Raw genomic sequence first — 25158 nt, 5'->3', positions numbered from 1 at the left:
TCCGTCAGCCAGTCAACTCACCGCGAGACATCCATGCCCCACTTCCTCGTCGCGATCCACCGCCCCGACGACTACAACCCCGCCCTCGCCGAAGATGACGCGATGCGCCGCGCGATCGACGCGCTCAGTCAAGAGATGGTCGCCGCCGGCATCCGCGCCCTCGTCGGCGGCTTGCGCCCCCCCCGCAACGCCAAATCCCTCCACGCCAACCCCCAAGGCCACGTCCTTCTCACCGACGCCCCCTGCCTCAACACCAACAGGCACGTCGGCGGCTTCTGGGTGCTGGATGTCGCGAACATGGACGAGGCCCTCGCCTAGGGCCGCAAGGCCGTCAGCGCCTGCTGCGCACCCGTGAGGTCCGCCAGTTCCATTGATCCGGCGCCACACAACGCGTGCTCCCTCCGCCGTTCGCGAAGCGTGAACACCACGCTCTCTCACCCGCGCCCGATCTTGCCCACGATCTTCTCGAGCTGGCTCTGCATCTTCGCCGTCGCTCCGCGCAGCGCGATGTCGTGCGATGCGCCGTAGTCGGTCGCGCTGATCGGGTCCTTCCCGGCCAGGCGAATCTCGATCAGGCACCGCTTGTCGTTCCCCCCGGACTTTCCCGTCCCGTTCTCGTCGGTCAGATGAACCTCCGCCCGCGTGATCCGATCGGCGAAGCGGCCCAGCCGATCCTCGATCACGGCCTCAACGCTCCGCTGAAGATCGGCGGTGCCCTGCGTCTGGTTGTCGGTGTTGACCTGGATGAGCATCGTGCATGGTCCTTCTGCTGGTGCGCCGGGCGCATGAGATGATGCAAGTCGCGAACGGCTTAGTCCTCCGTCCCCACCTCTCGCGGCACGCCTTCCAACTATGTATACAAATCCCCGCGCCTCACGATGCAGTCTCGACTGCTCAACCAGATCTCGCTCGCCCACCACCACTCAACTCTGCTGTCACCTCCACACTCCACGCGGCATCCAAGCACCGCCGCCACATCCGCCGTGCGGCACAAGGAGCCACGAATGAACGCCCAGTGCCGCCGCGCCATCCGCGCGAGCTTTGTCCTCGCGCTTCTCGCAACCACGCTCGCCCAGCCCAACGCCGCACACGCCGCACAACCAACCACCCCGACCCACCAACGCGCCGTTGACCAATACAACATCAACAAGGCGCGCCTCGCAATCGCGGGCTACGACCCCGTCTCCTACTTCCCCGAAGGCGGCTCCAAACCCGCCAAGGGCGATCCCAAACTCGAACACATCGATCGAGGCGTCACATACCGATTCGCCTCGCGCAAGAACCTCGATCTCTTCAGGTCAAACCCGGACAAGTTCATCCCCGCTCACGGCGGCTGGTGCTCATGGGCCATGGCCGAGAACGGCTCAAAGGTCGAGATCGACCCGAAGTCCTTCCTCATCGTCGATGGCCGCCTCCTTCTCTTCTACAAAGACATCCTCAACGACACGCGCGCCAAGTTCCAGAAGAACCTCGCGCCCAACATCGCCCGCGCCGACGCCGCGTGGATGCGACTCTCGGGCGAGGCGCCCTTCGATGCGAACGCCGCGCCCACGCTCCAAAGCCGCCTCGAAGACACAAAGCGCCGCTTCGACGCCCAGGCGCCCGAACAGATGAAGACCACCTTCGAAGACGGCATCTCAAGCGTCGCGACGAGCGGCATCACACAGTCCGCGCTCAACGCCGGAGCCCGCGCCCCAGACTTCACACTCAGCGACCACGCCGGCAATCCCGTCCGCCTCTCCGATCTGCTCAAACAAGGGCCCGTTGTCCTGACGTGGTACCGGGGCGGCTGGTGCCCCTACTGCAACATCCAACTCCGCGCATACCAGGATGCTCTCCCCGACATCACGTCGCTCGGAGCCCGCCTGGTCGCCATCTCGCCCGAACTCCCCGACAACTCGCTCACAACCCGCGAGAAGAACGCTCTGGAATTCACCGTCCTCAGCGACACCGGCAGCACCGTCGCCCGCGCCTACGGGCTTTCATACAAAGTCCCCGACGCCGTCGCGGACGCCTTCAAGGGCATGATCGATCTCCCATCGATCAACGGCGACGATTCGTGGGAACTCCCGCTCGCCGCGACATACGTCATCTCTCCCGATGGCACCATCGCCTACGCCTTCCTCAGCGCGGACTACCGCGAACGCGCCGAGCCGCAAGCGATCATCGACGCCCTGCGAAACACGAAGTAAGCGCGCCGCACGCCTCACGCCCTCTTCCCCTCCACCTCCGGCGCGGGCTTGATCCGTGCCCACTCCTGATACACCCCATAGAACGCGCACATCAGGAGAAACGTCCCCAGCACGCCGAAGATCGGCGCCGCCACCTCATTCGCCTTGGCTGTCGTGAACACCTCCCCCGCCCGCGCCGCCCCGCCATGCGCGCCCATCAACACCCCCAGCGCGCCGTGCAACACCGCGAACGTCCAGTTCGACCATGATGCGTACCGCCCTTGCACGAGCACCGCGCCGTACATCACCACCAACATCCCGAGCATGACGATCCCTGCGATGCGCTCGCCGCTCTGCGCAAACGACTCCGTCAGCACCACACCATCACTCACAACCCGCCCGAAGAACATCGTCTCCACGAACATCTGTGGAGCCGTGTACACAAAGAACGGAAAGACCGCCGTTGCCACCAGCGAAAGCAGCGCCAGCCCACGCGGCATCCAATCCTGCCCGCGCTTCGGTTTCCACACCATCGCCTTCGGCGAACGCCGCCTCCACCACCCGCGCACCGCAAACACAATCGCCAGCGCGCCCACCCACTTCAAGAACGCATCGCCGTTGTCCCGATCCGCGCTCGGGCTCAACGCCGACAGCAGCGAGAGCATCACCGCGCCCGACAGCGCCCAGATCAGAAAGTGGTGTGTGTCCGCCGAATCGATCAGTGCCCCGCGCTGGTGATACCGCGCCGCAACCTCCGGCGGGCTGCCGAACCCACGCAGCAACTCCATCACCATCGCTCGATCGGGCGCACGCCCCATCCCCTGCGCCTTCGCCGCCACCTCATCGCCCAGGAGCGCGCGCAGCTCGAACGCCACATCGTTCCGCTTCGCGCGAGGCAGGTACCTGGCCACATCGCGAACATACGACTCGACCAACTCATGCGTATTCATCACACCCTCCCATCCAGAAGACCACTCATCACGCGCACCTGATCCCGCCACGCCTCGGTCAACGCGGCGAGCATCCGCTCCCCCTCCGCGTTCAGCCGGTAGTAACGCCGCGGCGACTGTTCCGTGTTCCACTCGCTCGCGAGCAGACCCTGCGACTCCAGCCGCCGAAGCAGCGGGTACAGCGTCCCCTCCTCGATCGGCATGCCCCCCTCGGCGAGCGCCTGCCGCAGCGAGTACCCGTACTGCGGCGTCCGCAGACGCGAGAGCACCGCGAGCACCAACACCCCCCGCCTCAGCTCCGCCAACCCTGTGTTGTCCCGTTCACCCATATGCCACCTATTACTGTGTATGAAACAGTATATAGGCGAAGGTATTACTGTGTCAAGCACAGTATGTGGCAATAGTCGGTTCTCTCGCCCGAGCCCTGGTTTCGTATGCCGAATACGTCATATGATCGGCGATGCAAACCTCCCCAAAGAACACCATCTGCCTCTGGTTCAACAACGACGCCGAAGAAGCCGCACGCTTCTACGCCAGCACCTTCCCCGACTCTGCCATCACCGCCATCCACCGCGCACCCGCCGACTACCCCTCCGGCAAAGCGGGCGATGTCCTCACCGTCAACTTCACCGTCCTCGGCATCCCCTGCCTCGGCCTCAACGGCGGCCCCGCCTTCAAGCACTCCGAGGCCTTCTCCTTCCAGATCGCCACCGAAACCCAGGAAGAGACCGATCGCTACTGGAACGCCATCGTCAACAACGGCGGCTCCGAGTCCGCGTGCAGCTGGTGCAAAGACAAATGGGGCCTCTCCTGGCAGATCACCCCCATTGCCCTCACCAAAGCCATCGCCGACCCCGACCCCGCCGTCGCCAAGCGCGCCTTCGAAGCCATGATGACCATGGGCAAGATCGACATCGCCAAAATCGAAGCCGCACGCAAGGGATAGCTGCAAGCCGCCGCTCGCCGGCGCCCCCCTCACTCCCCGATCAACCGCTCAATCGAGCGCTCCGCGCTCTCGATCACGAACGCCGCGAACCGCTCGCATCGCCCCTCGTTCGCCTCTTCAAGAGCCACGAGATACTCCCCGCGCCGCTCGACCTCGATGATCACGAGCGGATACCCGTGCTGGAGCATGTGCATGTTCATCAACAGCCGTGCCGTCCGTCCGTTCCCATCAGCGAACGGGTGGACCGCGACCAGGTTGTAGTGCAACTCTGCCGCGATAATCGCCGGATGCACGCCGGGTCTTTCCACCAGCCCAAGCATGGCCGGCATCAACTCGCCGAACCTGTGGCTACCCGGCGGCACAAACCGCGTCCCCTTGATCAACACACGCTCGGAGCGATACCGCCCCGCCGAGGCCGGCTCGATGTCCGCGAGCACAAGCGCATGAACATCGAGGATGTCCCGCTCGGTCAACGCCACACCCGCTCCGCGCTCCTCGGCCCGAGACTCGATCATCCGCAGCGCGCGGTCATGGTTCCGCGCCTCATACACCTCGCGCAAAGACTTCCCCGTCGCGGGCACCCGCCCCTCTAAAACCAACTGCGTCTCACGCAGTGTCAACGTGCTCCCCTCGATCGCGTTCGAGTGGTACGTCATCTCCACCCGCAACGCCTCGAACGAGTTGGCGAGCACCCGCCCGGCATCGTTCAGCACGCGATATCGATCCCGCGCCGCATCAAGTCGATGAAGCAGCGAACCCACCACGCTCGCGCACTGGTCAAACGCCATCAACGGCTCTGGAACTTCAGGTGGCACGCCCATCATCGTTGCACCGCTCGATGGCCGACGCACTCACCCGGAGCAACAAGCCCCCCGCCCACTCACCCCACATGCACCGTCCGAGGAGCCGCCCGATGAGGCCGCTCGCGACGCTCATCCCCGCGCGCCCCGTCGTGCTGCACCACCTGCGCTGCGCCCGCCTCGCGACCGATGCACCGCGCCCCGGCCACGCCCACCAGCACCCGGCGAGGCACATCCGCGCCGTCCGCATCCGATGCCGCCGCCAACGTCCGCCGACGCGCCGCCTGACGCACCGCCGCCCGCCGATCCAGCGTCCAGAACCAGTACACAACCCCCGGCAACGACAGCAACCCGAAGATCGCCGCCAACGCCCCCGTCCCCACACCGCCGATCACGCCCGGACGCACAAACGTCCACGCCACCAGCAACCCAAGCAGAATCGACCCAACGCCGGCCACCACAAGCCCGATCCGGCGAACGCTCGTCACAATCTCAGCCACATCGCCTCCATGCGTCACAAACATACACAATCACCCGCACTCGCTCACCAAATCCGGGGGAACACAATGCCGGGGGTCGAAACGGTAGGTCCTTGAGGGTCAGCACGCAACCCCGCCAGATACACACACACCATCCACACAACGGCTCTCATCCGGATTCAGGCGCATCGAAACGCCCCCGCCGCCAGGCGGCCGAGCGCCACAACCCGAGACCGGGGCTTGCTTTGCATCGCTCATCAAGACTCTGGCCCGCCCGTTCCGTCTGTGCTGTGTTTGTGGGTTCGGGTCTGGATGGCTATTGTCCCCGCTCTGTGAAGATGCGCGCCGCCCGGATCTTCGGGCTCTCCATCCTGCCGATCGTCTCCGGGCTCCCCATCGCCCCGATCGCTCTGCGCGCCGATGCCCAGAACGTCGCCGCCGAACCGGGTGCCTACGACGGCCGCCCCATCCGCGAGATCCGCGTCACCCGCCCCACCATCAAAGACGGGGCCCGTGTCGAAGAAACCCTCGACGCCGACCTCGAGCGTCTCGTCCGCGCCAACATCCGCCTCCAAAGAGGCCGCCCCTACCGCCAGCAGACCGCCACCGAAGACATCTCCCGACTCAACCGCCTCGGACGTTTCCGGCGCATCGAGACCCGCGCCCAACTCATGGAAGATGGCAGCGTGATCGTCTCCTATGACGTCATCCCGCAGCCCATCGTCAAAGACGTCCAGGCCGTCGGCAACACCAAGTTCCCCGACTCCAAAATCGCCGAACAGGTCGAGGCCGTCGTCGGCACCCCGGTCGATTCGCTCGTCCTCGACCGCGCCGCACGCCGCATCGAGGACATGTACCGCAAGAAGGGCTACTACCTCGTCCAGGCCACGTGGGACGAGCGCGAACTCGAAGAACAGGGCATCGTCCTCTTCCGCATCCGAGAAGGCGAACGCGTCCGCGCCGCCGAGATCCGCTACGAAGGAAACATCTCCTTCACACCCAGCGAGCTCGGCTCCGCCGTCAAGACCCGACCCTCCTTCCCCATCTTCCGCACCGGAGCCATCGACGACGACCAGCTCGACGCCGACACCCGCGCACTCGTCGAGTTCTACCGCGACCGCGGCTATCTCGACGTCGAAGTCGCACCCAGCATCCGCATCGCCCCCAACGGCCGCGAGGCCATCGTCACCTTCGTCATCTCCGAAGGACGCCTCTACACACTCAGAAACGTCCGCGTCCTCTACGTCGAACGCTCGCGCGAATTCGATTCCGAACAGGAAGCCATCGCCGACCTCGGACCGCTCGAACGCGTCGTGCAGGATCCCTTCCGCCCCCGCGGCTGGCTCGTCACCTCCGACGGGCTCATGCCCCCCGACCAGATCATCGCCCACATGTCCGTCAAACCCGGCGACGCCTACTCCGTCCGGAAGATCAATGAGTCCGTCGACTCGATCCGCAGCGCGTACGGCCAGATGGGCTACACCGAGGCCCGCATCCGCCGCTACGACCCCCGCTCCACAGACAGCCCCGAGGTCGATCTGCTCCTCACCATCGCAGAAGGATCTCGCTACAAGACCGGCATCATCGAGATCCAGGGCAACGATCTCACCAAGGGCAACGTCGTCCTCCGCAACATGGAGATCAAGCCCGACAGGCCGCTCAACACGGTCGCCATCGATGAATCCCAGCGCCTCATCACCAACACGCGCGTGTTCGACGGACTCTCCAACCCGGTGAAGGTCACGCCCCAGCGACCCGACCGCGCCGACCCCGCCTACCGCGACGTGCTCGTCGAAGTCACCGAGACCAACACCGGAGCCCTCGGCTTCGGCGTCGTCACCAGCTCCGACTCCGGCGTCGCCGGCAGCATCTCCCTCACCCAGCGAAACTTCGATCTCTTCGACACCCCCGACACCGCCAGCGAGTTTTTCAGCGGACGCGCCTTCCGCGGCGCGGGACAGACCTTCCGCATCGAGGCCCTCCCCGGCACCGAGGTCCAGACCTACTCGATCTCGCTCTCCGACCCCGCCATCTTCGACTCCGACTACTCCGCCTCCATCTCCGCCTACTACCGCGACCGCGACTTCCGCGACTACGACGAGGAACGCTACGGAACACGCATCGGCTTCGGCCGACGCTTCGGCACGCGCTGGACCGGAAACCTCAGCATGCGCCTCGAATCCGTCGAACTCTCCGACATCGACGAAGACCAGCCCACCGAGGTCTTCGAGTTCGCCGACCAGGCATACATCAGCGGCATCGGCTTCAGTCTCACACGCTCCACCTACGACAACATCTTCAGGCCCTCCAAGGGCACGCGCATCGTCCTCTCCGCCGAACAGGTCGGCCTCCTCGGAGGCGACTACGACTTCACCAAAGTCGGAGCCGACTACACCACCTTCTTCAAGATCCACGAGGATGCACTCGGACGAAAGACCATCCTCTCGCTCAACCTCGCCGCGAACTACATCCCCCAGAGCCGCGAAGACGTCCCCGTCTACGAACGCTACTACCTCGGAGGCCGCTCCTTCCGCGGATTCGACTTCCGCACCGTCTCCCCCAAAGGCATCCGCAACGACAACGGACAACCCTCCGACGACCCCGTCGGCGGCCTCTGGTCCTTCTTCGCCGGAGCCGAGGTCAAACAGCCCATCTTCGGCGACATGATCTCCGTGGTCGGCTTCGTCGACAGCGGCACCGTCCTCATCGACCCCGGCTTCGACGACTACCGCGTCGCCGTCGGCCTCGGCGTCCGCCTCTACATCCCCCAGCTCTCACCCTTCGATCTCGCCTTCGACTTCGGCTTCCCCATCATCAAGGCCGATGGCGACGAAGAACGACTCTTCTCCTTCTCCATCGACCTGCCGTTCTGATGCGCGTTCAGACGCCGCGACTCACCCCCCATGCTCCGTCACGCACATCACCTCTAACTTCCCCTCGCGGGCACGCAGCCCCTTCACGCGCACCCGACGCCCATCCTCCAGCTTCATCACCGGCTCGACCCGCACCTCGCGCCCCCGCAGCAGGTCCTTCCACGTCTCCGCCCCGTCACCCTTCCCCAACCCCGTCCGCTCCATCACCTGCAGCAAGATCCCGCGCGAGATCGGCAGCCGCCCCACATACACCCGATCGAGCAACACCACCAGCGCGCCGCCCGGCTCGACCGACGCGCTCGCCGATGCCCAGAAGATGCGCCTCTCCCCACCACCCTGACCCCCACCCTCACCCGATCCCGCCGACGCGCCGCCGATCGAGATCCGTCCATCGCGGAACTCCACCTGAACCTCCGAGACCAGCCGAGACAACTCAAACCCCGCGTCCATCGTCTCCAGCCACTTCGGCAGCCGCGCGTTCAGCCACGCGTTCGCATCCGACGACGGAATCGACACGCCCCACGCCTCGCTCCGCCATACACCATCCGCCTCGCGTCGCCCCTCACGCGCCAGATGCAGATGCGTCCCGATCGCGTTCTCCACCTCCGTCGCGATCTCGTGCGTCCGCTGCTCCTGCAGGCGCACCTGCCTCCACCACGGCGGCGCGGCACGCAGCATCGACCCCACCACGATCCACCCCACCGTGATCGCCGCCGCCACCCCAAGACCCACACCCACCGCCCACCGCCTCAAGCGGCGCACACGCCGGGCCCTGGCGTGGAGCGACTGAGCATGGAGCGGGTCTGACATCACGGGGCGAATGGTAAGGGAGACCGGCAACACACCGACGCGACGCCCCCCGAAATGAAACGATGCCCGCGCGAGATCGCACGGGCATCGGGGTGTTCTGAAAGACACCGCTCTGGAGAGCGGTGCCACCAGGAAATCAACGCTTGGAGAACTGGAAGCGACGGCGGGCGCCGGCCAGGCCGTACTTCTTACGCTCGACCTCGCGTGCGTCGCGGGTCAGCATGCCGTGCTCGCGGAGCGCACCCTCAAGGGTGGGGTCGTAATCGCGCAGGGCGCGGGCGATCGCGAGCCGGGCCGCCTGGGCCTGGCCCATGAAGCCGCCGCCCGACATGCGAAGAACGATGTCGAACTTTCCGGTGGTCTTGGTCACCGTGAGCGGAGAGGTCGCGTCCGCGCGGTCGCGGAACTCGCAGAAGTACTCTTCGATCGCCTTGAAACGCTTGTCCGTCACCTGAACCTTGACGGTCCCCTGTCCCTCTTTCGCGGCCTTCATGCGGCAGCGGGCGATCGCCGTCTTGCGACGACCGGTCCCCCACCACCATCCGTGCTTGTCCGCGGGAACTGCGGTGCGGAGAGGACGCTCCACCGGAGCGGGCGCGGCGGGCGACGCGACAGTGCTCAGGCCCGCGATGTTCGGATTCGTGATCGTGCTCATGGACGCTTCCGTTCCTCTTCACGCCCGACAGGGCGTGCTGGTGATTCGTTCGTGTGTGACGCTCAGGCGTTCAACGCCTTCAGACCCTTGTCGGCATAGGGATGATCGGTGCCGCTGTACACCTTCAGGTTCTTCATCATGACCCGGCCAAGACGGTTCTTGGGGAGCATGCGCCGAACCGCGTCCTCGATCAGCGTCTCGGGGCGCCGCTGCATGACCGACTCGTAGGTCTCGGTCTTCAGGCCGCTGATGTAGCCGGTGTAGTGCTTGCGGACCTTCTGCTGCGCCTTCTTGCCGGTCAGGACAACCTTCGAGGCGTTGGTGACGACGACGGGATCGCCGCTGAAGACGTGGGGGGTGTACTCGGGGCGGTGCTTGCCCATGAGGACGGTGGCCACCTCAACGGCGAGCCGACCGAGCGACTGCCCCTCGGCATCGACAACACGCCAGGTGCGGGGCACCTCGCCGTTCTTTGCCATGTATGTCTGACGACGCATCATCGGATCTGCCTCCGCCGGACGCTTCCGGCGATAAACGGGTCTTGCCCACGGGCCGGGAAGGCCCTGACTCCGGGAGAGCGACGGCGGATGCCACTTCGCCCGCACGGATGGGGGTTCGGTTCGCCGCCTGCCGGGCGGGGCGGGCCGGCCTTCCATGAAGCCGGCAGACTTGTGTGCTCTTCGCCCGGGAGAAGGCCGCTGCCGGAATGCGGCCGCCTCAACCCGAACGCCCCAGAAGCCGGACTCCGTCCGACCCATGGGGAGAGAACAGTAGACCCTCGGGGAGGGGTGGTCCAATCCCGGGGTCAAACCTCGACGCCCCTCCGGTTTGCAGTACCCTGAACGCTATCCCGCGGCTGGAGCAGCACATGCGTCGGAAGTGCGGACAATCAAGGGACCTCAGGAGAGCGCGAATCATCGCCGCCACTCTGGTGTGCCTGCTCTGCGTCCTGACCGTCTGTGTGAACGTCGATTGGACCTCGCCCAATCAGCGTGTGACGGTGGTGGTCTATGCCGGACGGGTAGGTGTTTGCGTTCGCAACACTTCGATGATTTCGAGTCCGGCCTTTGAGTATGGGCCGGGTCCCGGTCTGCGCTTTGGCCTGGGGCCGTTCAGACCCAAGTTTCTTTCACCAGTCATCCATCCCGGGTTCCGTTCACCAAGCATCCATTACCCAGGTCAACTGGGAGATGGTGTCCAACTCGCGGCCTACGTCTTCGCCGCGAGCGCTGGCTATCTCATCTACTCCCTCGCGTTCACGCGCCGACGCGACCCGCACACCACCTGCGACCACTGCGGCTACTGCCTCACCGGCCTCCCCGCCGACCGCTGCCCCGAATGTGGAACGCCCTTACAACTGAGAACCGGCTCCACGTCATACCCCTGAGACCCGACGGATCTCCGTCTCGTCTTCCGCTGCGGAGCTGCGTGCTGCGGTTGCCAGAAGTCAGCGCGTCCCGCCCCCACGGTCAGGCACCGCGCAACCTCTGGAAAGCGACACCACCAGTCCTGTCTGCCCCTCCTCCTCCGGCCCAGCAGGCCGTGCTGCGGTCGCTGCCACGACTTCGTAGAGTTGACGCTCTCCCGCTGCGGAGCAGCGTGCTGCAGTTCCCAGCCGGGACTCCACGGAGTTGTCGCTCTCCCGCTGTGGAGCAGCGTGCTGCGGTTGCCCGCGGCTGTGCTGCGGTCGCTGCCACGACTTCGTAGAGTTGACGCTCTTCCGCTGCGGAGCAGCGTGCTGCGGTAGCCAGGGGTGCCGCGCAGTCCCGAAGGGACAAGCAAACCCCTGGAAAGCGACACCACCAACCACTCCTCCTCTTTTCCTCCCCGCCCCGGCAGGGGCACGCGGCCACCTCAAACGCCTCGCTCCAGTAACCACATCAGTACCGAGAACCGACTGCTTGGAAACGATCCGTAGAGATCCGAGCGCGGAGGCCTCACGTCTCCCGCTCCGGAGCAGCGTGCTGCGGTTGCCAGCGGCTGTGCTGCGGTCGCTGCCACGACTTCGTAGAGTTGGCGCTCTCCCGCTGCGGAGCAGCGTGCTGCGGTAGCCAGGGGTGCCGCGCAGTCCCGAAGGGACAAGCAAACCCCTGGAAAGCGACACCACCAACCACTCCTCCTCTTTTCCTCCTCGCCCCGGCAGGGGCACGCTGAACCCTCAAACCTCAGTCAACATACTGATCTTCAAACTCCACGCCATGCGCCTTCAGCAGCGCAACCAACTCCTCCCGGAATGACCACTTCGCATGGTGCTCCGCCTGACTCTTGATGTACGCCTTCACCACGCCCGCCTGCGACTGGCTCACCGAGAACACGCCGTACCCCACCTGCCACGCGAATGGCTTCACGCCGCGCGACTCATGCATCCATCGCGACGACCGCGTCTTCACATGGCGAACCAGAACAGAGATCGACTCCTCCGTCCCCCACCGCACCAACATGTGGATGTGATCCGGCATGCCGCCGATCGCGAGCAGCACGCCGCCCTCATCGCGCACAATCCCGCCGATAAAGCCATACAGATCATCCGCGCCCTCCGCCCCGATCCACGGCGTGCGGCTCTTGGTCGAAAAAACAATGTGCAGCAGAACCTGTGACCATGTGCTCGGCATGAGATCCTCCCGCGCCACAGCATACCCGATCCCAAGGCGCTCACCGCGTGCCCCTGCCGGGGCGATCAATGAAGAGCGAACAACTGTGAGTCGTCTCCGCTCTCCAGGGGTTGCGCTCGGGGCTTCGCCCCTCACTGACCCCTGGCTACCACAACTCGCCGCTCCGCGGCGGAACGCCTCGGCCCTGATCGCTCCACCCCTCACCCCTCCCCCACATTCCCAAAAATCTGCACCTCTCACTGACAAACGTCTGTCAGTGAGAGCCCGATTTCGCGCACGCGCCACCTTGCATCCGCTCGCGCACCGCGTATCTTCGACGCATGGTCGCTCACACCGCGACATCTCGCTCCGATCACGCCGGCCCTGCGGGCAGCCCTCCCGGTGGCGCCGTTCTCCAGAGCGGTGATGCCTGCTCTTCTCCATCGCCCATTTCCCATTCCCTCTCCGCGTCCTCTTCCTCCACTCCGTCACTCAGTCACTCCGTCACTGAGTCACTCCTCATCGCCCTCGCCGATCCCGAATGCTCCCTCAACTCCGTCGCGCGTCAGTTCAACATCTCCCTCGCCGCGCTCACCATCTGGCTCGCGCGTCCCGACATCCAGGCCCGCGTCCGCGAGATGGAGACCGGCGCAAGCACGCACACGCGCCTCGCCTCATCCCTCAACCTCTCCTCCGCCGTGCGAGTGCTCGTCCGCATCCTCGACGACTTCCACGCCCTCGCGCGCTCCAAGCCCGATCCCGCAACCCACCTCAGCGACCTCGACTACATCCGCGCTTCCGAGCGCGCCCGCAAGGCCGCGTACCACCTCTACCGCCTCTCACGCATCGTCCCCATCGACGCCGCACACCTCGCCCTCGCGCGCGTCCACTCCGTTCGGGTGCCACTGGTTCCCGGTCAGCACAGCGAACCGGAACCAGTGCTCGATGAATCGCGCTCACCTTCCCGAACCACGAACACACGTGAGCGGACCTCTTCTCCCGGTGGCACCGCTCTCCAGAGCGGTGATTCGACCTCCACCGCCGCCTCCGGAACCGCCAGCGCCAGCGATCGGACCTCCCCTTCTCCTTCTTCTTCCGCCTCTCCACTCCCAAGCCAGCCGGTTCACCCGGCGGGCGCTCTCCATGACCTCCCCACCGCATCGTCCCTCAAGGACGATGCGGACTACCGCGTAGAGACCTCCTCCTCTCCCTCTGCCCCTTCTCCCTCTTCTCCTCCGCCTTCCTCCGCGTCCTCTGCGGCCCTCCGCGTTGAGAACGCTTTCTCTTCTCCCTCTTCCCTCGACGACCTGAACGCCCACCTCGAACAACTCGCCGCCTCACGCGGCATCGACCTCTCCGACGTTGACGCAGACGCACCGCTCCCGCCGGAGTTCATGGCACTCTTCCCGCCCGAAGTCGCTGCGTTCCTTGAAGTTCCGCCGGAACCGACCGAATCACCACCCGCTCCATGCACGTCCTGAGCATGCTCGCTCGCAGGTTTTCAACGCCGCGCCCCTCGCTCATGCGAGTCTACTTTGCCTTTCCCATTGCCCATTGCCTCACTCTCTTCGCCCCTCTGATCCCTCCGCGCCCTCTGCGTTGAAGTTGACCTCGGTGGCCCACCGTGGCCCCCCGCCCATGCGGGTCTGCGATCCGTGGTGAATCCTCTTCTTCGCGATCTTCGTGCCCTCCGCGGCTCTCCGCGTTGAGACTTCTTCCTCTTCTCCCTCTGTCCCTTCGCCCCTCTGCCCCTTCTCCCTATTCCCATCTGCGTTCCCTTCGTATTCCCACGCCAGACCGGCCGATACCCTCTGCCCATGCCGAACACGTCTGACCCATTCGATCCGCGCGCGGGGAGCAAGATCGATCCGCGTGACCCTTGGTCCACACCGGGCGCGCCGCGCGTGCGCGATCCGTACGCCGCGGCGGGTTCGGGGGGGGACGCCTCCGGTGGCTCTGAGGATGCCGCGCCTCCCCCCCCGGGAGGGCGTGACACGCGCGACCCTGGCTCTGCGGGCGCGGGGCGGATCGCGTGGCTTGTCGCGATTGTGCTGTTCTGTCTCACGATCGCGATGAACCAGTGCAGCGGGCCGGCGACGCCGCCGGGAGAGGCGTCGGCCCCGAGCGCGGACAGCAACCCGCAGGTCATGGTCACCGCGATGATGATCAAGGCCGGGCGCGCGTTCAACAGCATGCAGGCCGGGAGTTCATCGGAGATGCTCCGCCATATCGATCAGGCGGCGAGCGCCGCGCCCGAGTCGATGGTCGAGCGTGTGCGGGCGGCGATCGCTTCGGCGGAGCTTGTCGGGGCAGAAGAGGCGATGAGGCGGCTCGACGCGGTTCGCGGAGAGATCGAGATCGATCGTGTATCCGGCGCGCCCGCGCTCGAACCCGAAGCGGCGGACGAGTTGGTGAGCGATATCGATCTGCTCCGCGCGATCTACGGAGGTGCGGGTGTGCCGAGCGCGGGGGCCGTGAGCGCGGACTCGCTCACGCAGGACGAGCGCGAGCGGCTCGTCACGCGCCACGGACGCCTCGGACGGATCGCGCTGACCTACGGCAAACCCGAGAGCGACCCCGAGCGGGCCCGCCTGGTCGGCGGGGGCGAGGTGCTGGTCGGCGCGCTGCTCGTCTTTGCGGGCGCGCTCGTGGTTGTGATCCCGCTCTCGTTTGTCTGCATGGTCATCGCGATCGTGCGCATGTCGAGGCCCGGCGCACGGCGCGCGTTCGCCGCGCCCATGCCCGGCGGGAGCGTCTACATCGAGATGCTCGCGGCATTCATGGTCGCGTTCCTGCTGCTCAAGGTCGGGCTGGGCATCGTCGCTTCGGCCATGGGGCCGAACGCGGACGAGGGGCTGATTCTTCAGATCGGGCTGATCGCGCAGTGGCCCGTCGCGCTCGCGGCGTTCTGGCCGCTCTTACGTGGTGTTTCGCTCAAGGAGCACGCGCAGCGTCTTGGTTGGACGCGGGGCAAGGGGATCATCCGCGAGGCGCTGGCGGGCGTGTTCTGCTATCTCGCGGGACTGCCGCTCGTGATGGCGGCGTTCGCGATCGTGTTCATCGGCGTGGTGGTGCAGTCGGCGATCAGGCAAGCGGCGGGCGAGCCCCCCGAGACGCCCCACAACCCGATCCTGGACATCGCAACATCCGGCGGGCTGGCGCCGATCCTGCTGTTCATGCTCGCGACGATCTGGGCGCCGTTCACGGAGGAGGCGATCTTCCGGGGCGGGCTCTATCGGCACCTGCGCTCGCGGGTGGGTGTGCTGGTCGCGGCGGTCTGCTCCGCGCTCTTTTTCGGGCTGATCCACGGCTATTCGCCGCTGCTGCTGCTCCCCGTGATCGCGCTGGGCTTCAACTTCGCGTTGATGCGTGAGTGGCGCGGATCGCTGATCGCGCCGATCGTCGCGCACGCGCTGCACAACGGAACGATCATGTCGGTGCTGCTCTTCTTCGTGGGCCAGGTTGCGTGAGAGCGTGGGAGACGCAGCTCGATCGTCACGGCCTGTTGCCGCACGCCAGTTCGAGCATCCGCGCGATGCGGAGCAGGCGGGGCTCGTCGAAGGCGCGGCCGATCAGTTGCATGCCGACGGGGAGCGAGACGCCCTCGACGGTCGTTGGTGTGCCGGGGAGGGTGATCGCGGGGAGCCCGGCGAGGTTGACGGTGACGGTGTAGACATCTTCGAGATACATCGCGAGCGGATCGGCCGTCTTCTCGCCGATCTTGAACGCGGGGCTCGGGCTGGAGGGCATGAGGATCGCATCGCACGCGGGTGTGCCCATGCGATCGTTCGGCGCGAACGCGGCGTCGTAGTCGCGCCGGATGAGGCGGCGGACCTTGAGGGCGGTGTTGTAGTAGGCGTCGGCGTAGCCGCTGGAGAGGGCGTGGGTGCCGAGCATGATGCGGCGCTGGACCTCGGGGCCGAACCCCTCGGAGCGCGATTTGCAGTAGAGGTCGAGCAGCCCGTCGCCCGGCTGGAGGGTGGCGCGATGGCCGTAGCGGACGCCGTCGAAGCGGGCGAGGTTGGAGCTGGCCTCGGCGGAGGCGACGAGGTAGTACGCCGCGATGCCGTGGGCGACGTGCGCGAGATCGACCTCGACGATGCGGGCACCCATCCGGACGAAGGTGTCGATGGCATCGCCTAGGGCGTTGACGACGCCGGGGTGGTTGTGGGGGTCGTGGGCCTGTTTGGGCACACCGATGACGGGTCGGTCGATGGGGTCGTTGAGCGTGGCCAGGAGCGCGGGGGCGGGCATGTCGGCGGTGGTGCCGTCGGCGGGATCGACGCCGCAGATCGTTTCAAGGAGAAGGGCACAGTCTTCGACGGTGCGCGCGAGGGGCCCGATCTGATCGAGGGAGGAGGCGTAGGCGACGAGGCCGTAGCGGCTGACGCGTCCGTAGGTTGGTTTCATGCCGACGATGCCGGAGAGGCCGGCGGGCTGGCGGATGGAGCCGCCCGTGTCGCTGCCGAGGGCGACGGGGACGATGCCCGCAGCGACGGCGGCGGCGGAGCCGGAGGAAGAGCCGCCGGGTACGCGGGCGTGGTCGTGCGGGTTCCTGGTCGGGCCGAAGAAGGAGGACTCGCCGCTGGAGCCCATAGCGAACTCGTCCATGTTCGTCTTGCCGACGATGATCGCGCCGGCATCGATGAGGCGCTGGCCGGCAGTAAGCGTGTAGGGAGAGCGGTAGTCGGCGAGCATCTTGCTGGCGCAGGTGGTGCGGCCCCACGCAAGGCACATGTTGTCCTTGAGCGCGATGGGGACGCCGGCGAGCGGGCCGAGTGGTGCTCCGTCGGCGCGGGCCTTGTCGATGGCGGCAGCGCGGGCGAGGGACTCCTCGGGGAACGTGTCGATGAAGCAGTTGAGCGCGGGCCCGAGGGCGTCGAGCTGCGCGAGCGTGTGCTGTGTGGCTGCGACGGCGGTGAGTTCGCCGGCGCGGATGCGGGCGGCGAGCGACGCGGCGGACGGGGGCGGCGGAGCGGGATCGCTCGGTGGGGGCGTCACGCGCCACCCCCATCGCCGATGACCTTGGGAACTTTGATGAACGGCCCGGTGGACTCGGGCGCGAGGGCCATGGCATCGGCGTTGGTGAGCATGGGGCCGACCTCGTCGTCGCGCATGCGGTTGAGCGTGTCACCGGCGTGCGTCAGCGGCTCGACGCCTTCGAGATCGAGCGTTCGGAGCCGCTCGATGTAGTTCAGAACGTCGGAGAGTTGGTGCTGGTAGAGCGCGACCTGATCGTCGGTGATGGCGAGGCGCGCGAGGGATGCAACCTTGCGGACGGCCGCAGCGGAGAGAGGGCCGGGGAGAGATGGGTCGGCGGGCATGTGACAGGGTATGGGCGGGCGGCGGAGGGGGCGTAAGGCGTGCGGCACCGGGCGGGATGCAGATTGGTGCCAGACCACACATCGGGATCATGTACACTTATCCCACATGCGGTGTCGCGGTTCTCGTCACCGCATCGGAGCCAAGAGATGTTCGACATCGCCATTGAAAGATTGCGCCGGATTCCGATCCGACGGAGCGATGAGGTCTGGGAAGTCGCGGCGATGCCTCTGCCGAGACTTGTGAGAGACGGGGACAAGCCCGGCGACATGTACCAGATTGCGGCGTGCGCGTGCGTGAGCAGTTGCGGCGGGGCGATGATCTCTGAGATGCAACGGGTCGACGCGTTCGAGATGGGCGCGCCGCTGGAGGCGATCGCGCGGTTTGCATCAGATCCTCACCGGGCAGATGTGCTTCCTTTGGGCTACCTGCCCGGTCGCGTGGTGATCGGACCGATGCCGGAGACAGCGCAGGAGTATGTTGCCAGCGCACTCGCTTCGCTGGGAATCGAGGTTGAGTGCACAGACGAGTATGGTCTGTCTCGCGACTTCATGGCGGGCCTGATCCAACAGATTACACAGGAGGAATTAGGCGAGGCACCACCGATACACGCGATGGCCGGCATCATGCGCCGCAAGGGGATGACGGTCGAACGGGTGCGCGCATTCGCCGAAGCGGCCAGGGCATTCTGGAGGGCGAAGCCGTGGACTTGTTGCGAGGGGGAGACAATATGGTCCATCGAGCCGCGGCCGAAAGCGAAGGAGATGCGGCATGTTTCCATCATGGGGGGCGGTGGTCAGGAGTTTGGTCTGGCGTTTCTCGACAGTCCGGACCGGGTGAGACGGATGATGGAATCAGAAGATCCACGCGCATACTTCGAGTCCATGAACATGACGCACTGGAGCGTCGGGTTTGAGTACCGTGATGACGCGCCGCTTTCGGACCTCTGGCTTTGGGAAGAGGAGCAGCTTCCCCTTGCCGGCGACGACGCGTTCCCGTTGCCGATGGGTATCACGAGAACCGGTCGCGTGTCACGCCCGACTCCCGACACCCTCGCGTTGATGGAGGGATTGCTGCGGGTGTTTGCTGGAGCGTCGAGACGAGATCTCTGTGGTGATCTGATCGCGCGAACGGTCAAGACCTTTGATGGCGATGTCTGCTTCTATCTCCAGGCGGCCCTGCGTACATGATGGCACGAGTTTATTTCCGCTCTTTTCGGTTGCTCTTCGGTCTTTGCGGCTTCTCTTTGCCCGACCGAATCCCCGTCGCGGCACCCCGGTACCATGTGCATCGCGGTCACAAGGGCATGAAGAGGACGCGTATCCCCACGGAGGGCTTGAGGCATGTCGGAGCAACCTGTCGGATCTGGAGCCCCGGCGATCGATGCCAACGCGGCGGTTGCCGAGCTTCGCTCGGTGTATGACCGTGTGCGAGCGGAGATCCACAAGGTCATTGTGGGACAGGACGAGGTTGTCGAGCAGACGCTGACGGCGATCTTCTGCCGCGGGCACGCCGTAGTGGTGGGTGTGCCGGGTCTGGCCAAAACGCTGTTGATCTCGACGATCGCCAAGACGCTGAGTCTGCAGTTCAGCCGCGTGCAGTTCACGCCGGACCTGATGCCGAGCGACATCACGGGTACGGAGGTGATCGAGGAGGACAAGGCGACGGGCTCGCGCGAGTTGCGGTTTGTGAAGGGTCCGATCTTTGCGAACGTGATACTTGCGGACGAGATCAACCGGACGCCGCCGAAGACGCAAGCGGCTTTGCTGGAGGCGATGCAGGAGCACCAGGTGACGGTGGGCGGCGTGCAGCACCCGCTGCCTCAGCCGTTCTTTGTTCTCGCGACGCAGAACCCGATCGAGCAGGAGGGCACCTATCCGTTGCCCGAGGCGCAGTTGGATCGGTTCATGTTCATGATCCAGATCGAGTATCCGCGCGAGGAGGAGGAACTGGAGATCGTGCGGCGGAGCGTGACGAAGGCCGATGTGAAGGTCAACGCCGTCGTCAGCAGCGCGGAGATCAAGCGTGCCCAGGACCTCGTCCGCCAGACACCGGTCGCGGACCACGTCATTCGCTACGCCCTTCGTCTGGTGCGCGCCACGCGCGTGAACGAGCCGATGGATGGCGGGATCGATCGGCCGGCGGTCGTCAAGGAGTATGTGGGGTGGGGCGCGGGTCCGCGGGCGAGCGAGTATTTGATCCTGGCGGCCAAGGCGCGGGCGATTCTTTCGGGCTCGCTGCACGTGACGCCGGAGCATGTTCGGGCCGCTGCGAAGCCGGTGCTTCGCCATCGCATCCTTCTCAACTTCAACGCGGAGGCCGATCAGGTCACTGCCGACAAGGTGATCGAGGGCTTGCTGGAGAAGATCCCCGTCGAGGGGGCGACAGCGGAGCAGAAGAAGCAGATGAACGCCGTGATGCGGTGAGGGCGTGACCGGTACCGCGCAGCGCATCAACACCTGCATCCCGATCCGCGTCGCCTTCAGGCGTCGCGCGGGCGAGGCGTGGGTTGTCGGCAGCGGGCGCGTGGTCAGGATTCTCGCGGACGACAGCGTCGGCAGCCGCCACCAGCGGTTCCTCATCCGGATCAAGGGCGGCATCTTCAGTCGCCCCTTTACCGTGCTTGTTGCGCACAACATCGACCTGGCGAGGCGCGTTCCGCTGAAGGTCGGGCGCAGGATTCGCTTCAAGGGCGAATATACGTGGACCGAACTCGGCGGCACGCTCCACTGGACCCACCACGACCCCGCCGGCTGGCACGATGGCGGGTGGATCAGGCGGAGGCTGAGGCGGTACCGCTGATCGCGATCGGAACGAAGACGGCACCGTCCTCGACACAACGCACCCGGATCCCAACATCTAGAGCGGTATCGCCGCGAATGAACTCGATCGAACTGCTACGACCAGGCTTCAAGCGATCGGATCGAGGAAATCTTGGAGTCCGATGTTCGGACCGTAAATCGCGAATCGAATCGGTATCGCGAATGAACGGCCTCCGGTCCGCGATGTGCCCTTGCCACCCGCCACATGCATGGCAAGCAGCGTGTCGCCGCGGCCGTTGATGACGGCACAGCCGCTGTCACCGCCAACTGTTTGGCCGCTATCGAGTCCCAGAAACTCCCAGACCACATCGTGTCTGGGCTGGAGATGGCCACGGGGAAAGTAATCGATACCGTTGAAGTCCTTGTGCGCGATCACAAATCTCGCACGAATCGGCGCTTCGTTCCTCGAGGCAACGATCAAGACCTCCTCAGGCGGTAGATCCGTTGCCGGGAGGACGTTCATCGGCCTATGCGGTCCGACTGCACGCCGGGCAACATCAAGCATATCGGGTCGGACCTCAACCAGAGCAACATCCAGCGATGCCGCGCCAGGCGGCACGATCCTTCCAATGTGTGCCGAAAGCTCACCAAAGGTGCCGGCACCAGGATCATCCACGAGACTGAAGGTCGCGGCCTGAACTGGTATTCCGAGGTAGCCATTGGACATCGCAGCAAAATGATGACAAGTGACCGCGTATGTTGGCCCACCACTTCTCGGCACAACAAGCGCCGCAAAGGACCCTCCGCAATCGGGACGCACTCCAGCGGGATCCTTGCAGGTCGATCGCCCTGCCCTGACCCCATTCTGGGGCGAGGCGGCGTGGTCCGTGCGCTCGATCACGTCAACCGGAACAGCACAGAGCCTGCGTGTCCGTGTGGTACCAGCCCCCGCGTCACAGAACGCGAGCAGATGATCGGGGATCTGCCGCGCGAGCGCAGCCCGAGACTTGGGTTTTTGCCGCCACTTCCTCGTGATCATGAAAACGACGCACGGCTCGTTTGTCACAACGCGCCGGTCCCCACCCTTCGTGGTCCACCTCCCCCGTGTGCGGTAGCCAAATCCAACACCGACGACTGCCGAGTAGGCGCGACGGATCTCGTCGGCACGGCTCTGAACTATCTCCGCCGTGAGGCGACGCTGTGATTCTCGATCGAGCGCAATCCACGTCTCCACCGCTTCCAGGAGAACGGTGTCTCGGCTTCGCTCGGCCCGTGTCTGGAGTTGCTGTGCCTTTGAGGACGCGGACTTGGTTGCCACGGTTCAGGATCCCGCTGAATTGAAATTCATCTCGATCGTCATCCCCTCTGGCACGATCGCGCTGACGTTCGACCGACCGTCGCTTGCAATGAGCGTTCGCATCTGCTTGACCAGCGCAGTCCTGACCGCATCAGTCTTCCCTGTATCGATCGGCTTGTCTGTCAGGACATCGACAACAAGCTTCGGCGGCGACGTGCCGGGGAACTCTGGCACGATCCTCTTGATAACCAACGGCGCGGTGGAGGACTCATTGGCGTCGTTCAGTGCCTTGGTCAAGGCGCCAAGGTTGAGTGGTATGTTCAGGAACTCCGAGACCTGCGCGGTTTTCGTCGGAGCCTCTGTCACGGGAAGAGGCCCGCTGTTCTGCTTCAACATCTCGCGGATCAGGTCGGCGAGGTCTGCCGCCTGCCGTTCACCGGGATCGCCCGCCGTACCAGTCTTGTCGTAGAGATCTCCATAGTCTGAACCGGCAGGTGTCAACGCTTCAATCGCGACATACCGGAATGTGTTGAAACTGATGTACTGGTACGGATACACCGGCACTGTGAAGCGCCTCTGCAACTGGTCATAGTGATCAATCGCCCGATCGACCGCCTCAGCATTGAACGAGAGCACGCGCCCAGCCGCGTCCCGATTGGCGTACAGGTCGACAAACAACTGGCTCTGAGGCGACGCTCGCAACTCGCGCGGCTTGATCACCGGATAAAGACCCTTTGCGGCGTAATGAACCACAACGATCTTGAGCGATACGGGCGTTCCCTTCGGCAACTCGACCACCTGTTGGCTTTGCGGCTTGATCCAGCCCGATGCGACCGCCGCAACCCCTGCGGGCGGGAAGAGTGCGGCAATTCCCGCGTCAGCCGCTGTCGATGCCAGTTCCGCGGCCTTGTCGATCAACGCAAAGATTCGCTTGTTCAGCTCGCTGTTGTCCGAGATCGAGTTGAACCCTTGCAGACTCCACCCCTGGCCCATATTCATCTGGAATGACGCGTTGCCCAGGTTTGCCTGGCTCGATACGACATACTGCTCGTCAAAGTCGGGCAGGTACACGATGTCCATATTGCCACGCAGCGGCGTGTAAGCGAACGCGCCGTTGCTGTTCGTGATCGTCCGCGAGCTTCTGCCAGTTTCTGCGCCATCTCTCGAGGCACCGCGCCCCCCGTCGCCGGGCTCATCCGCTTTTGCACCCTTACCCGCGCCCGCAGCGGCATCTCTCACTTCCGCAAGCGTCTTCTCCGCATTCTTCAGGGACGCATCCGCGCTTCTTGCGCGCGACTCGGACGCGGCGAGCAGCTCCTCGAGCTTCTTGATTCGGTCCTCAACCTGCGATGCGAGATCTTCCGTCGCACCGCCAGATGCTGACTGGGGTTGAACACCACCCGAAGGAGATGACGCGCCGCCTGTCGCCGTGCTGGGCCTGAAGATGTTCCCCCGCGGCACCGGCGGAAAGTTCACCGCCTCCGCCGCCGAGCCAGGGCGCGTCACATCGACCCGAGTCGACAGAGGCATCACACTTTGGATGTACACGTACTCTCCATCTGCCGACACCATCCCGTGCGCGATGTAGATGTCCGTCCCGATCGGGAAACTCTCGAAGACATTCACGAACGGACGCGGCAGATAAAACCTCAGCCCCTCCATCGCGTCTGCCTTCGCCTGCTTCGTGTCGTCCCACTTCTCATACTGCGTCGGCGTCGGCACCTTCCGCACCGTCACTCTCGCGCACGAGGCGGCGACGCACACTGCAGCGGTGCCTGCGCAAACCGCGACCAAGCGTGCTAAAAATCCCGCCACGTGAGCACACGTGCGACTCTTCATTTGTGCATCCTCACCAGAATATGTCAGCAATATCACTGAGAAACCTAACATCACTGTACTCGGGTGTCTTTCGCTCTGCAACTGCTCCAAAATGATGGTGGAGAAGCCGCCGGGCCCACTCGGACACAGCACTTAACACCATGTGGCGCAGAGTGTTGCGGTGGAGGTGGTATGCCGAGAGTGATGTGGGATGCGTTCAGGCCGAATTACGCACCGGCATTGTGCTACGCTGCATCTGACATGAGCGACGCCCCCGAGACATCACACGCCGCGCCCTCGCCTCCACCCGACGCGCCCGTCAAGGAAACCATCAGTTCGCTGTTCAAGCGTTCCGGAGCCGCGGGCCCGCTGGCGATCGTTGCCTCGGTGTTGCCGCCGCTGGGGGGCTTTGCGCTTCTGGGCACGCTCACGATTGTCGGTCCGTGGCTTCAGTCGCACGGCGTAGCCGGCGTGTTTTTGTACGCGGCGTGCTTCGCGGTGCTTGCGGGGCTTGCGTTGCTTCCCACGTATGCGCAGGCCGTGCTGGGCGGGTGGGCGTTCGGCTTCGCGGCGGGCTTTCCAGCCGCGCTCGCGGGCTTTTTCGGCGGGGCGTTGATCGGCTACGGGGTTGCGTGGGGCGCGACCGGCGACAAGGTAAAGGTGATCATCGATGAGCATCCCAAGTGGCGGGCGGTGCGTGAGGCGTTGATCGGTTCGGGCTTCTTCAAGACGCTCGGCATCGTGGCGTTGCTACGACTGCCGCCGAATTCACCATTTGCGCTGACCAACCTTGTGATGGCGGCGGCGAAGGTGCCGCGCTTTCCGTACCTGCTGGGGACGTTGATCGGCATGGCTCCGCGCACGGGGGTTGCTGTCTATATCGCTTCGCAGATCCAGGATGTGGCGACAGCCGCGGAGACGCGTCCGAAGTGGATGATCTTTGCGGGTATCGGTGTGACGCTTGTCGTCATCATCGTGATAGGCCACGTCGCGAAGAAGGCGCTGGAGCGGGTCACGGGGCAGACGCGGCCGACTGCCGAGTGAGGCCCCGGGAGTGTGTGCTCGCGCTTGGCCTGCTTCCAGTTATCCTGCGTCCATGTCTGACAACACGCCGCCACTAACCATCCTGCTCAACGACACGTTGTCGCCCGACGACCGCATCAACCAGTTGCTGCCACTGGTGTATGCGCAGTTGCGTGCTGCGGCGGCGGTCGCGTTGGCGGGAGAGTCGCCGGCGCACACGCTCCAGCCGACGGCGCTGGTGCATGAGGCGTATATGAGATTGGCGGGGCCGCGCGAGATCCCGTGGCAGAATCGGGCGCACTTCTATGCCGCGGCTGCGGAGGCGATGCGGCGGATTCTCATCGACCATGCCCGCGCGAAGCAGGCCCGCGGGGGGCGTCCTGTGGGATCGGGCGAACATCGAGCGAACGAGATTCCGGATGTGGCGTCGCTCGCGTCGTCGGATCCTGAACAGATCCTGGCAGTCGATCGCGCTCTCGCACGCTTGGAGGTTGAGGACCCGGAGTCTGCGGCGATCGTCAAGCTGCGGTTTTTCGCGGGCCTCAGCGTGGAGCATGCCGCGGAAACGATGGGGATTTCCCCGCGTTCTGCGGCCCGCCAGTGGACGTTCGCCCGGGCGCGGCTCCATCGTTTGTTGAGTGAGGGCGACGGAGGCGCATGA

25 protein-coding genes are annotated in these 25158 nt (G+C 65.2%); 12 read left to right on the top strand and 13 right to left on the bottom strand.

Features of this window, described 5'->3' with window-relative positions; all coding sequences use genetic code 11:
- The first annotated feature begins 33 nt into the window (after positions 1 to 33).
- Positions 34 to 318, top strand: coding sequence for a hypothetical protein (locus tag KF838_13155; GenBank protein QYK47727.1), 285 nt, complete (start codon positions 34 to 36; stop codon positions 316 to 318).
- Between the two features lie 116 nt (positions 319 to 434).
- Here KF838_13155 and KF838_13150 read toward each other — a convergent pair whose 3' ends face one another.
- Positions 435 to 752 carry an HPF/RaiA family ribosome-associated protein gene (locus KF838_13150; GenBank protein QYK47726.1) on the bottom strand — a complete coding sequence of 106 codons (318 nt, stop codon included), beginning with the start codon at positions 750 to 752 and terminating at the stop codon, positions 435 to 437.
- 252 nt (positions 753 to 1004) lie between these two features.
- Here KF838_13150 and KF838_13145 point away from each other — a divergent pair, with 252 nt between their 5' ends.
- Entirely contained in the window at positions 1005 to 2192 is a 1188-nt protein-coding gene (locus tag KF838_13145; protein ID QYK47725.1) for a redoxin domain-containing protein, read from the top strand.
- Between the two features lie 14 nt (positions 2193 to 2206).
- On the opposite strand, the gene KF838_13140 is transcribed toward KF838_13145, so the two are convergent.
- On the bottom strand, positions 2207 to 3121 hold the full coding sequence (locus KF838_13140; protein QYK47724.1) for a hypothetical protein: 915 nt from the start codon (positions 3119 to 3121) through the stop codon (positions 2207 to 2209).
- Positions 3121 to 3450 carry a helix-turn-helix transcriptional regulator gene (locus tag KF838_13135; protein QYK47723.1) on the bottom strand — a complete coding sequence of 110 codons (330 nt, stop codon included), beginning with the start codon at positions 3448 to 3450 and terminating at the stop codon, positions 3121 to 3123. Before KF838_13135 ends, KF838_13140 begins: the two co-directional genes overlap by 1 nt.
- 131 nt (positions 3451 to 3581) lie before the next feature.
- Here KF838_13135 and KF838_13130 point away from each other — a divergent pair, with 131 nt between their 5' ends.
- Positions 3582 to 4067 (top strand): VOC family protein, encoded by a 486-nt coding sequence (locus KF838_13130; protein ID QYK47722.1) that lies wholly within the window; start codon positions 3582 to 3584, stop codon positions 4065 to 4067.
- Positions 4068 to 4096: 29 nt separating this feature from the next.
- On the opposite strand, the gene KF838_13125 is transcribed toward KF838_13130, so the two are convergent.
- Positions 4097 to 4882, bottom strand: coding sequence for a Fic family protein (locus KF838_13125; protein ID QYK47721.1), 786 nt, complete (start codon positions 4880 to 4882; stop codon positions 4097 to 4099).
- Between the two features lie 65 nt (positions 4883 to 4947).
- Positions 4948 to 5367: a hypothetical protein gene (locus tag KF838_13120; GenBank protein QYK47720.1), complete on the bottom strand. Its 420-nt coding sequence runs from the start codon at positions 5365 to 5367 to the stop codon at positions 4948 to 4950.
- Between the two features lie 317 nt (positions 5368 to 5684).
- Here KF838_13120 and KF838_13115 point away from each other — a divergent pair, with 317 nt between their 5' ends.
- Positions 5685 to 8219 (top strand): BamA/TamA family outer membrane protein, encoded by a 2535-nt coding sequence (locus KF838_13115; protein QYK47719.1) that lies wholly within the window; start codon positions 5685 to 5687, stop codon positions 8217 to 8219.
- A 21-nt stretch (positions 8220 to 8240) separates the two neighbouring features.
- On the opposite strand, the gene KF838_13110 is transcribed toward KF838_13115, so the two are convergent.
- The 3 genes from KF838_13110 to rplM all read right to left on the bottom strand — a co-directional run bounded on the left by KF838_13110 (position 8241) and on the right by rplM (position 10181).
- Positions 8241 to 9029 carry a hypothetical protein gene (locus KF838_13110; GenBank protein QYK47718.1) on the bottom strand — a complete coding sequence of 263 codons (789 nt, stop codon included), beginning with the start codon at positions 9027 to 9029 and terminating at the stop codon, positions 8241 to 8243.
- 136 nt (positions 9030 to 9165) lie between these two features.
- Positions 9166 to 9684: a 30S ribosomal protein S9 gene (gene rpsI, locus KF838_13105; protein ID QYK47717.1), complete on the bottom strand. Its 519-nt coding sequence runs from the start codon at positions 9682 to 9684 to the stop codon at positions 9166 to 9168.
- 62 nt (positions 9685 to 9746) lie between these two features.
- A complete protein-coding gene (rplM, locus tag KF838_13100) occupies positions 9747 to 10181 on the bottom strand; it encodes a 50S ribosomal protein L13 (protein ID QYK49839.1) in 435 nt (144 codons plus the stop codon).
- A 371-nt stretch (positions 10182 to 10552) separates the two neighbouring features.
- Between rplM and KF838_13095 the strand changes: the two genes are divergently transcribed.
- Complete coding sequence (locus tag KF838_13095) at positions 10553 to 11071, top strand: hypothetical protein (protein ID QYK47716.1); 519 nt, start codon at positions 10553 to 10555, stop codon at positions 11069 to 11071.
- A 778-nt stretch (positions 11072 to 11849) separates the two neighbouring features.
- Here the strand turns inward: KF838_13095 and tnpA are convergent.
- Positions 11850 to 12296, bottom strand: a complete 447-nt coding sequence (gene tnpA / locus KF838_13090) for an IS200/IS605 family transposase (protein ID QYK47715.1) — start codon at positions 12294 to 12296, stop codon at positions 11850 to 11852.
- 320 nt (positions 12297 to 12616) lie between these two features.
- Between tnpA and KF838_13085 the strand changes: the two genes are divergently transcribed.
- Together KF838_13085 and KF838_13080 are read left to right on the top strand one after the other, a co-directional pair.
- The gene (locus KF838_13085) at positions 12617 to 13756 is read left to right on the top strand and encodes a hypothetical protein (protein ID QYK47714.1); all 1140 of its coding nucleotides are present in this window, start codon (positions 12617 to 12619) and stop codon (positions 13754 to 13756) included.
- Positions 13757 to 14092: 336 nt separating this feature from the next.
- Positions 14093 to 15745, top strand: coding sequence for a CPBP family intramembrane metalloprotease (locus KF838_13080; protein ID QYK47713.1), 1653 nt, complete (start codon positions 14093 to 14095; stop codon positions 15743 to 15745).
- A 25-nt stretch (positions 15746 to 15770) separates the two neighbouring features.
- On the opposite strand, the gene gatA is transcribed toward KF838_13080, so the two are convergent.
- Together gatA and gatC are read right to left on the bottom strand one after the other, a co-directional pair.
- Entirely contained in the window at positions 15771 to 17276 is a 1506-nt protein-coding gene (gene gatA / locus KF838_13075) for an Asp-tRNA(Asn)/Glu-tRNA(Gln) amidotransferase subunit GatA (protein ID QYK47712.1), read from the bottom strand.
- Positions 17273 to 17599, bottom strand: a complete 327-nt coding sequence (gene gatC, locus KF838_13070) for an Asp-tRNA(Asn)/Glu-tRNA(Gln) amidotransferase subunit GatC (protein ID QYK47711.1) — start codon at positions 17597 to 17599, stop codon at positions 17273 to 17275. The genes gatA and gatC overlap by 4 nt, the downstream gene beginning before the upstream one ends.
- A gap of 147 nt (positions 17600 to 17746) precedes the next feature.
- Between gatC and KF838_13065 the strand changes: the two genes are divergently transcribed.
- From KF838_13065 to KF838_13055, 3 genes are all read left to right on the top strand, one after another.
- A complete protein-coding gene (locus tag KF838_13065) occupies positions 17747 to 18787 on the top strand; it encodes a hypothetical protein (GenBank protein ID QYK47710.1) in 1041 nt (346 codons plus the stop codon).
- Positions 18788 to 18940: 153 nt separating this feature from the next.
- Complete coding sequence (locus KF838_13060; protein QYK47709.1) at positions 18941 to 20023, top strand: MoxR family ATPase; 1083 nt, start codon at positions 18941 to 18943, stop codon at positions 20021 to 20023.
- Positions 20024 to 20027: 4 nt separating this feature from the next.
- Positions 20028 to 20399: a DUF3465 domain-containing protein gene (locus KF838_13055; GenBank protein ID QYK47708.1), complete on the top strand. Its 372-nt coding sequence runs from the start codon at positions 20028 to 20030 to the stop codon at positions 20397 to 20399.
- A 108-nt stretch (positions 20400 to 20507) separates the two neighbouring features.
- Here the strand turns inward: KF838_13055 and KF838_13050 are convergent, their stop codons facing one another.
- Together KF838_13050 and KF838_13045 are read right to left on the bottom strand one after the other, a co-directional pair.
- On the bottom strand, positions 20508 to 21086 hold the full coding sequence (locus KF838_13050; GenBank protein ID QYK47707.1) for a hypothetical protein: 579 nt from the start codon (positions 21084 to 21086) through the stop codon (positions 20508 to 20510).
- 594 nt (positions 21087 to 21680) lie between these two features.
- The gene (locus KF838_13045; protein QYK47706.1) at positions 21681 to 23495 is read right to left on the bottom strand and encodes a hypothetical protein; all 1815 of its coding nucleotides are present in this window, start codon (positions 23493 to 23495) and stop codon (positions 21681 to 21683) included.
- Between the two features lie 240 nt (positions 23496 to 23735).
- On the opposite strand from KF838_13045, the gene KF838_13040 reads away from it, so the two are divergent.
- Positions 23736 to 24518, top strand: coding sequence for a TVP38/TMEM64 family protein (locus KF838_13040; protein ID QYK47705.1), 783 nt, complete (start codon positions 23736 to 23738; stop codon positions 24516 to 24518).
- Positions 24519 to 24570: 52 nt separating this feature from the next.
- On the top strand, positions 24571 to 25158 hold the full coding sequence (locus KF838_13035; GenBank protein QYK47704.1) for a sigma-70 family RNA polymerase sigma factor: 588 nt from the start codon (positions 24571 to 24573) through the stop codon (positions 25156 to 25158).

This window comes from Phycisphaeraceae bacterium (genome assembly GCA_019454185.1).
In the GTDB taxonomy this organism is placed as follows: Bacteria; Planctomycetota; Phycisphaerae; order Phycisphaerales; family UBA1924; genus JAHBWV01.
This window is presented reverse-complemented; position numbering and strand designations above follow the sequence as displayed.

Bases quoted from the DNA above. Each gene is read 5' to 3' on its own strand.
- rpsI (QYK47717.1), bottom strand. From the start codon at position 9,684: ATGAGCACGATCACGAATCCGAACATCGCGGGCCTGAGCACTGTCGCG.
- KF838_13110 (QYK47718.1), bottom strand. From the start codon at position 9,029: ATGTCAGACCCGCTCCATGCTCAGTCGCTCCACGCCAGGGCCCGGCGT.
- KF838_13140 (QYK47724.1), bottom strand. From the start codon at position 3,121: ATGAATACGCATGAGTTGGTCGAGTCGTATGTTCGCGATGTGGCCAGG.
- KF838_13040 (QYK47705.1), top strand. From the start codon at position 23,736: ATGAGCGACGCCCCCGAGACATCACACGCCGCGCCCTCGCCTCCACCC.
- KF838_13045 (QYK47706.1), bottom strand. From the start codon at position 23,495: ATGAAGAGTCGCACGTGTGCTCACGTGGCGGGATTTTTAGCACGCTTG.
- KF838_13035 (QYK47704.1), top strand. From the start codon at position 24,571: ATGTCTGACAACACGCCGCCACTAACCATCCTGCTCAACGACACGTTG.
- KF838_13155 (QYK47727.1), top strand. From the start codon at position 34: ATGCCCCACTTCCTCGTCGCGATCCACCGCCCCGACGACTACAACCCC.
- KF838_13145 (QYK47725.1), top strand. From the start codon at position 1,005: ATGAACGCCCAGTGCCGCCGCGCCATCCGCGCGAGCTTTGTCCTCGCG.
- KF838_13135 (QYK47723.1), bottom strand. From the start codon at position 3,450: ATGGGTGAACGGGACAACACAGGGTTGGCGGAGCTGAGGCGGGGGGTG.
- KF838_13050 (QYK47707.1), bottom strand. From the start codon at position 21,086: ATGTCCAATGGCTACCTCGGAATACCAGTTCAGGCCGCGACCTTCAGT.
- KF838_13065 (QYK47710.1), top strand. From the start codon at position 17,747: ATGTTCGACATCGCCATTGAAAGATTGCGCCGGATTCCGATCCGACGG.
- KF838_13130 (QYK47722.1), top strand. From the start codon at position 3,582: ATGCAAACCTCCCCAAAGAACACCATCTGCCTCTGGTTCAACAACGAC.
- KF838_13095 (QYK47716.1), top strand. From the start codon at position 10,553: ATGCGTCGGAAGTGCGGACAATCAAGGGACCTCAGGAGAGCGCGAATC.
- tnpA (QYK47715.1), bottom strand. From the start codon at position 12,296: ATGCCGAGCACATGGTCACAGGTTCTGCTGCACATTGTTTTTTCGACC.
- KF838_13080 (QYK47713.1), top strand. From the start codon at position 14,093: ATGCCGAACACGTCTGACCCATTCGATCCGCGCGCGGGGAGCAAGATC.
- rplM (QYK49839.1), bottom strand. From the start codon at position 10,181: ATGCGTCGTCAGACATACATGGCAAAGAACGGCGAGGTGCCCCGCACC.
- KF838_13115 (QYK47719.1), top strand. From the start codon at position 5,685: ATGCGCGCCGCCCGGATCTTCGGGCTCTCCATCCTGCCGATCGTCTCC.
- gatC (QYK47711.1), bottom strand. From the start codon at position 17,599: ATGCCCGCCGACCCATCTCTCCCCGGCCCTCTCTCCGCTGCGGCCGTC.
- KF838_13150 (QYK47726.1), bottom strand. From the start codon at position 752: ATGCTCATCCAGGTCAACACCGACAACCAGACGCAGGGCACCGCCGAT.
- KF838_13060 (QYK47709.1), top strand. From the start codon at position 18,941: ATGTCGGAGCAACCTGTCGGATCTGGAGCCCCGGCGATCGATGCCAAC.
- KF838_13085 (QYK47714.1), top strand. From the start codon at position 12,617: ATGGTCGCTCACACCGCGACATCTCGCTCCGATCACGCCGGCCCTGCG.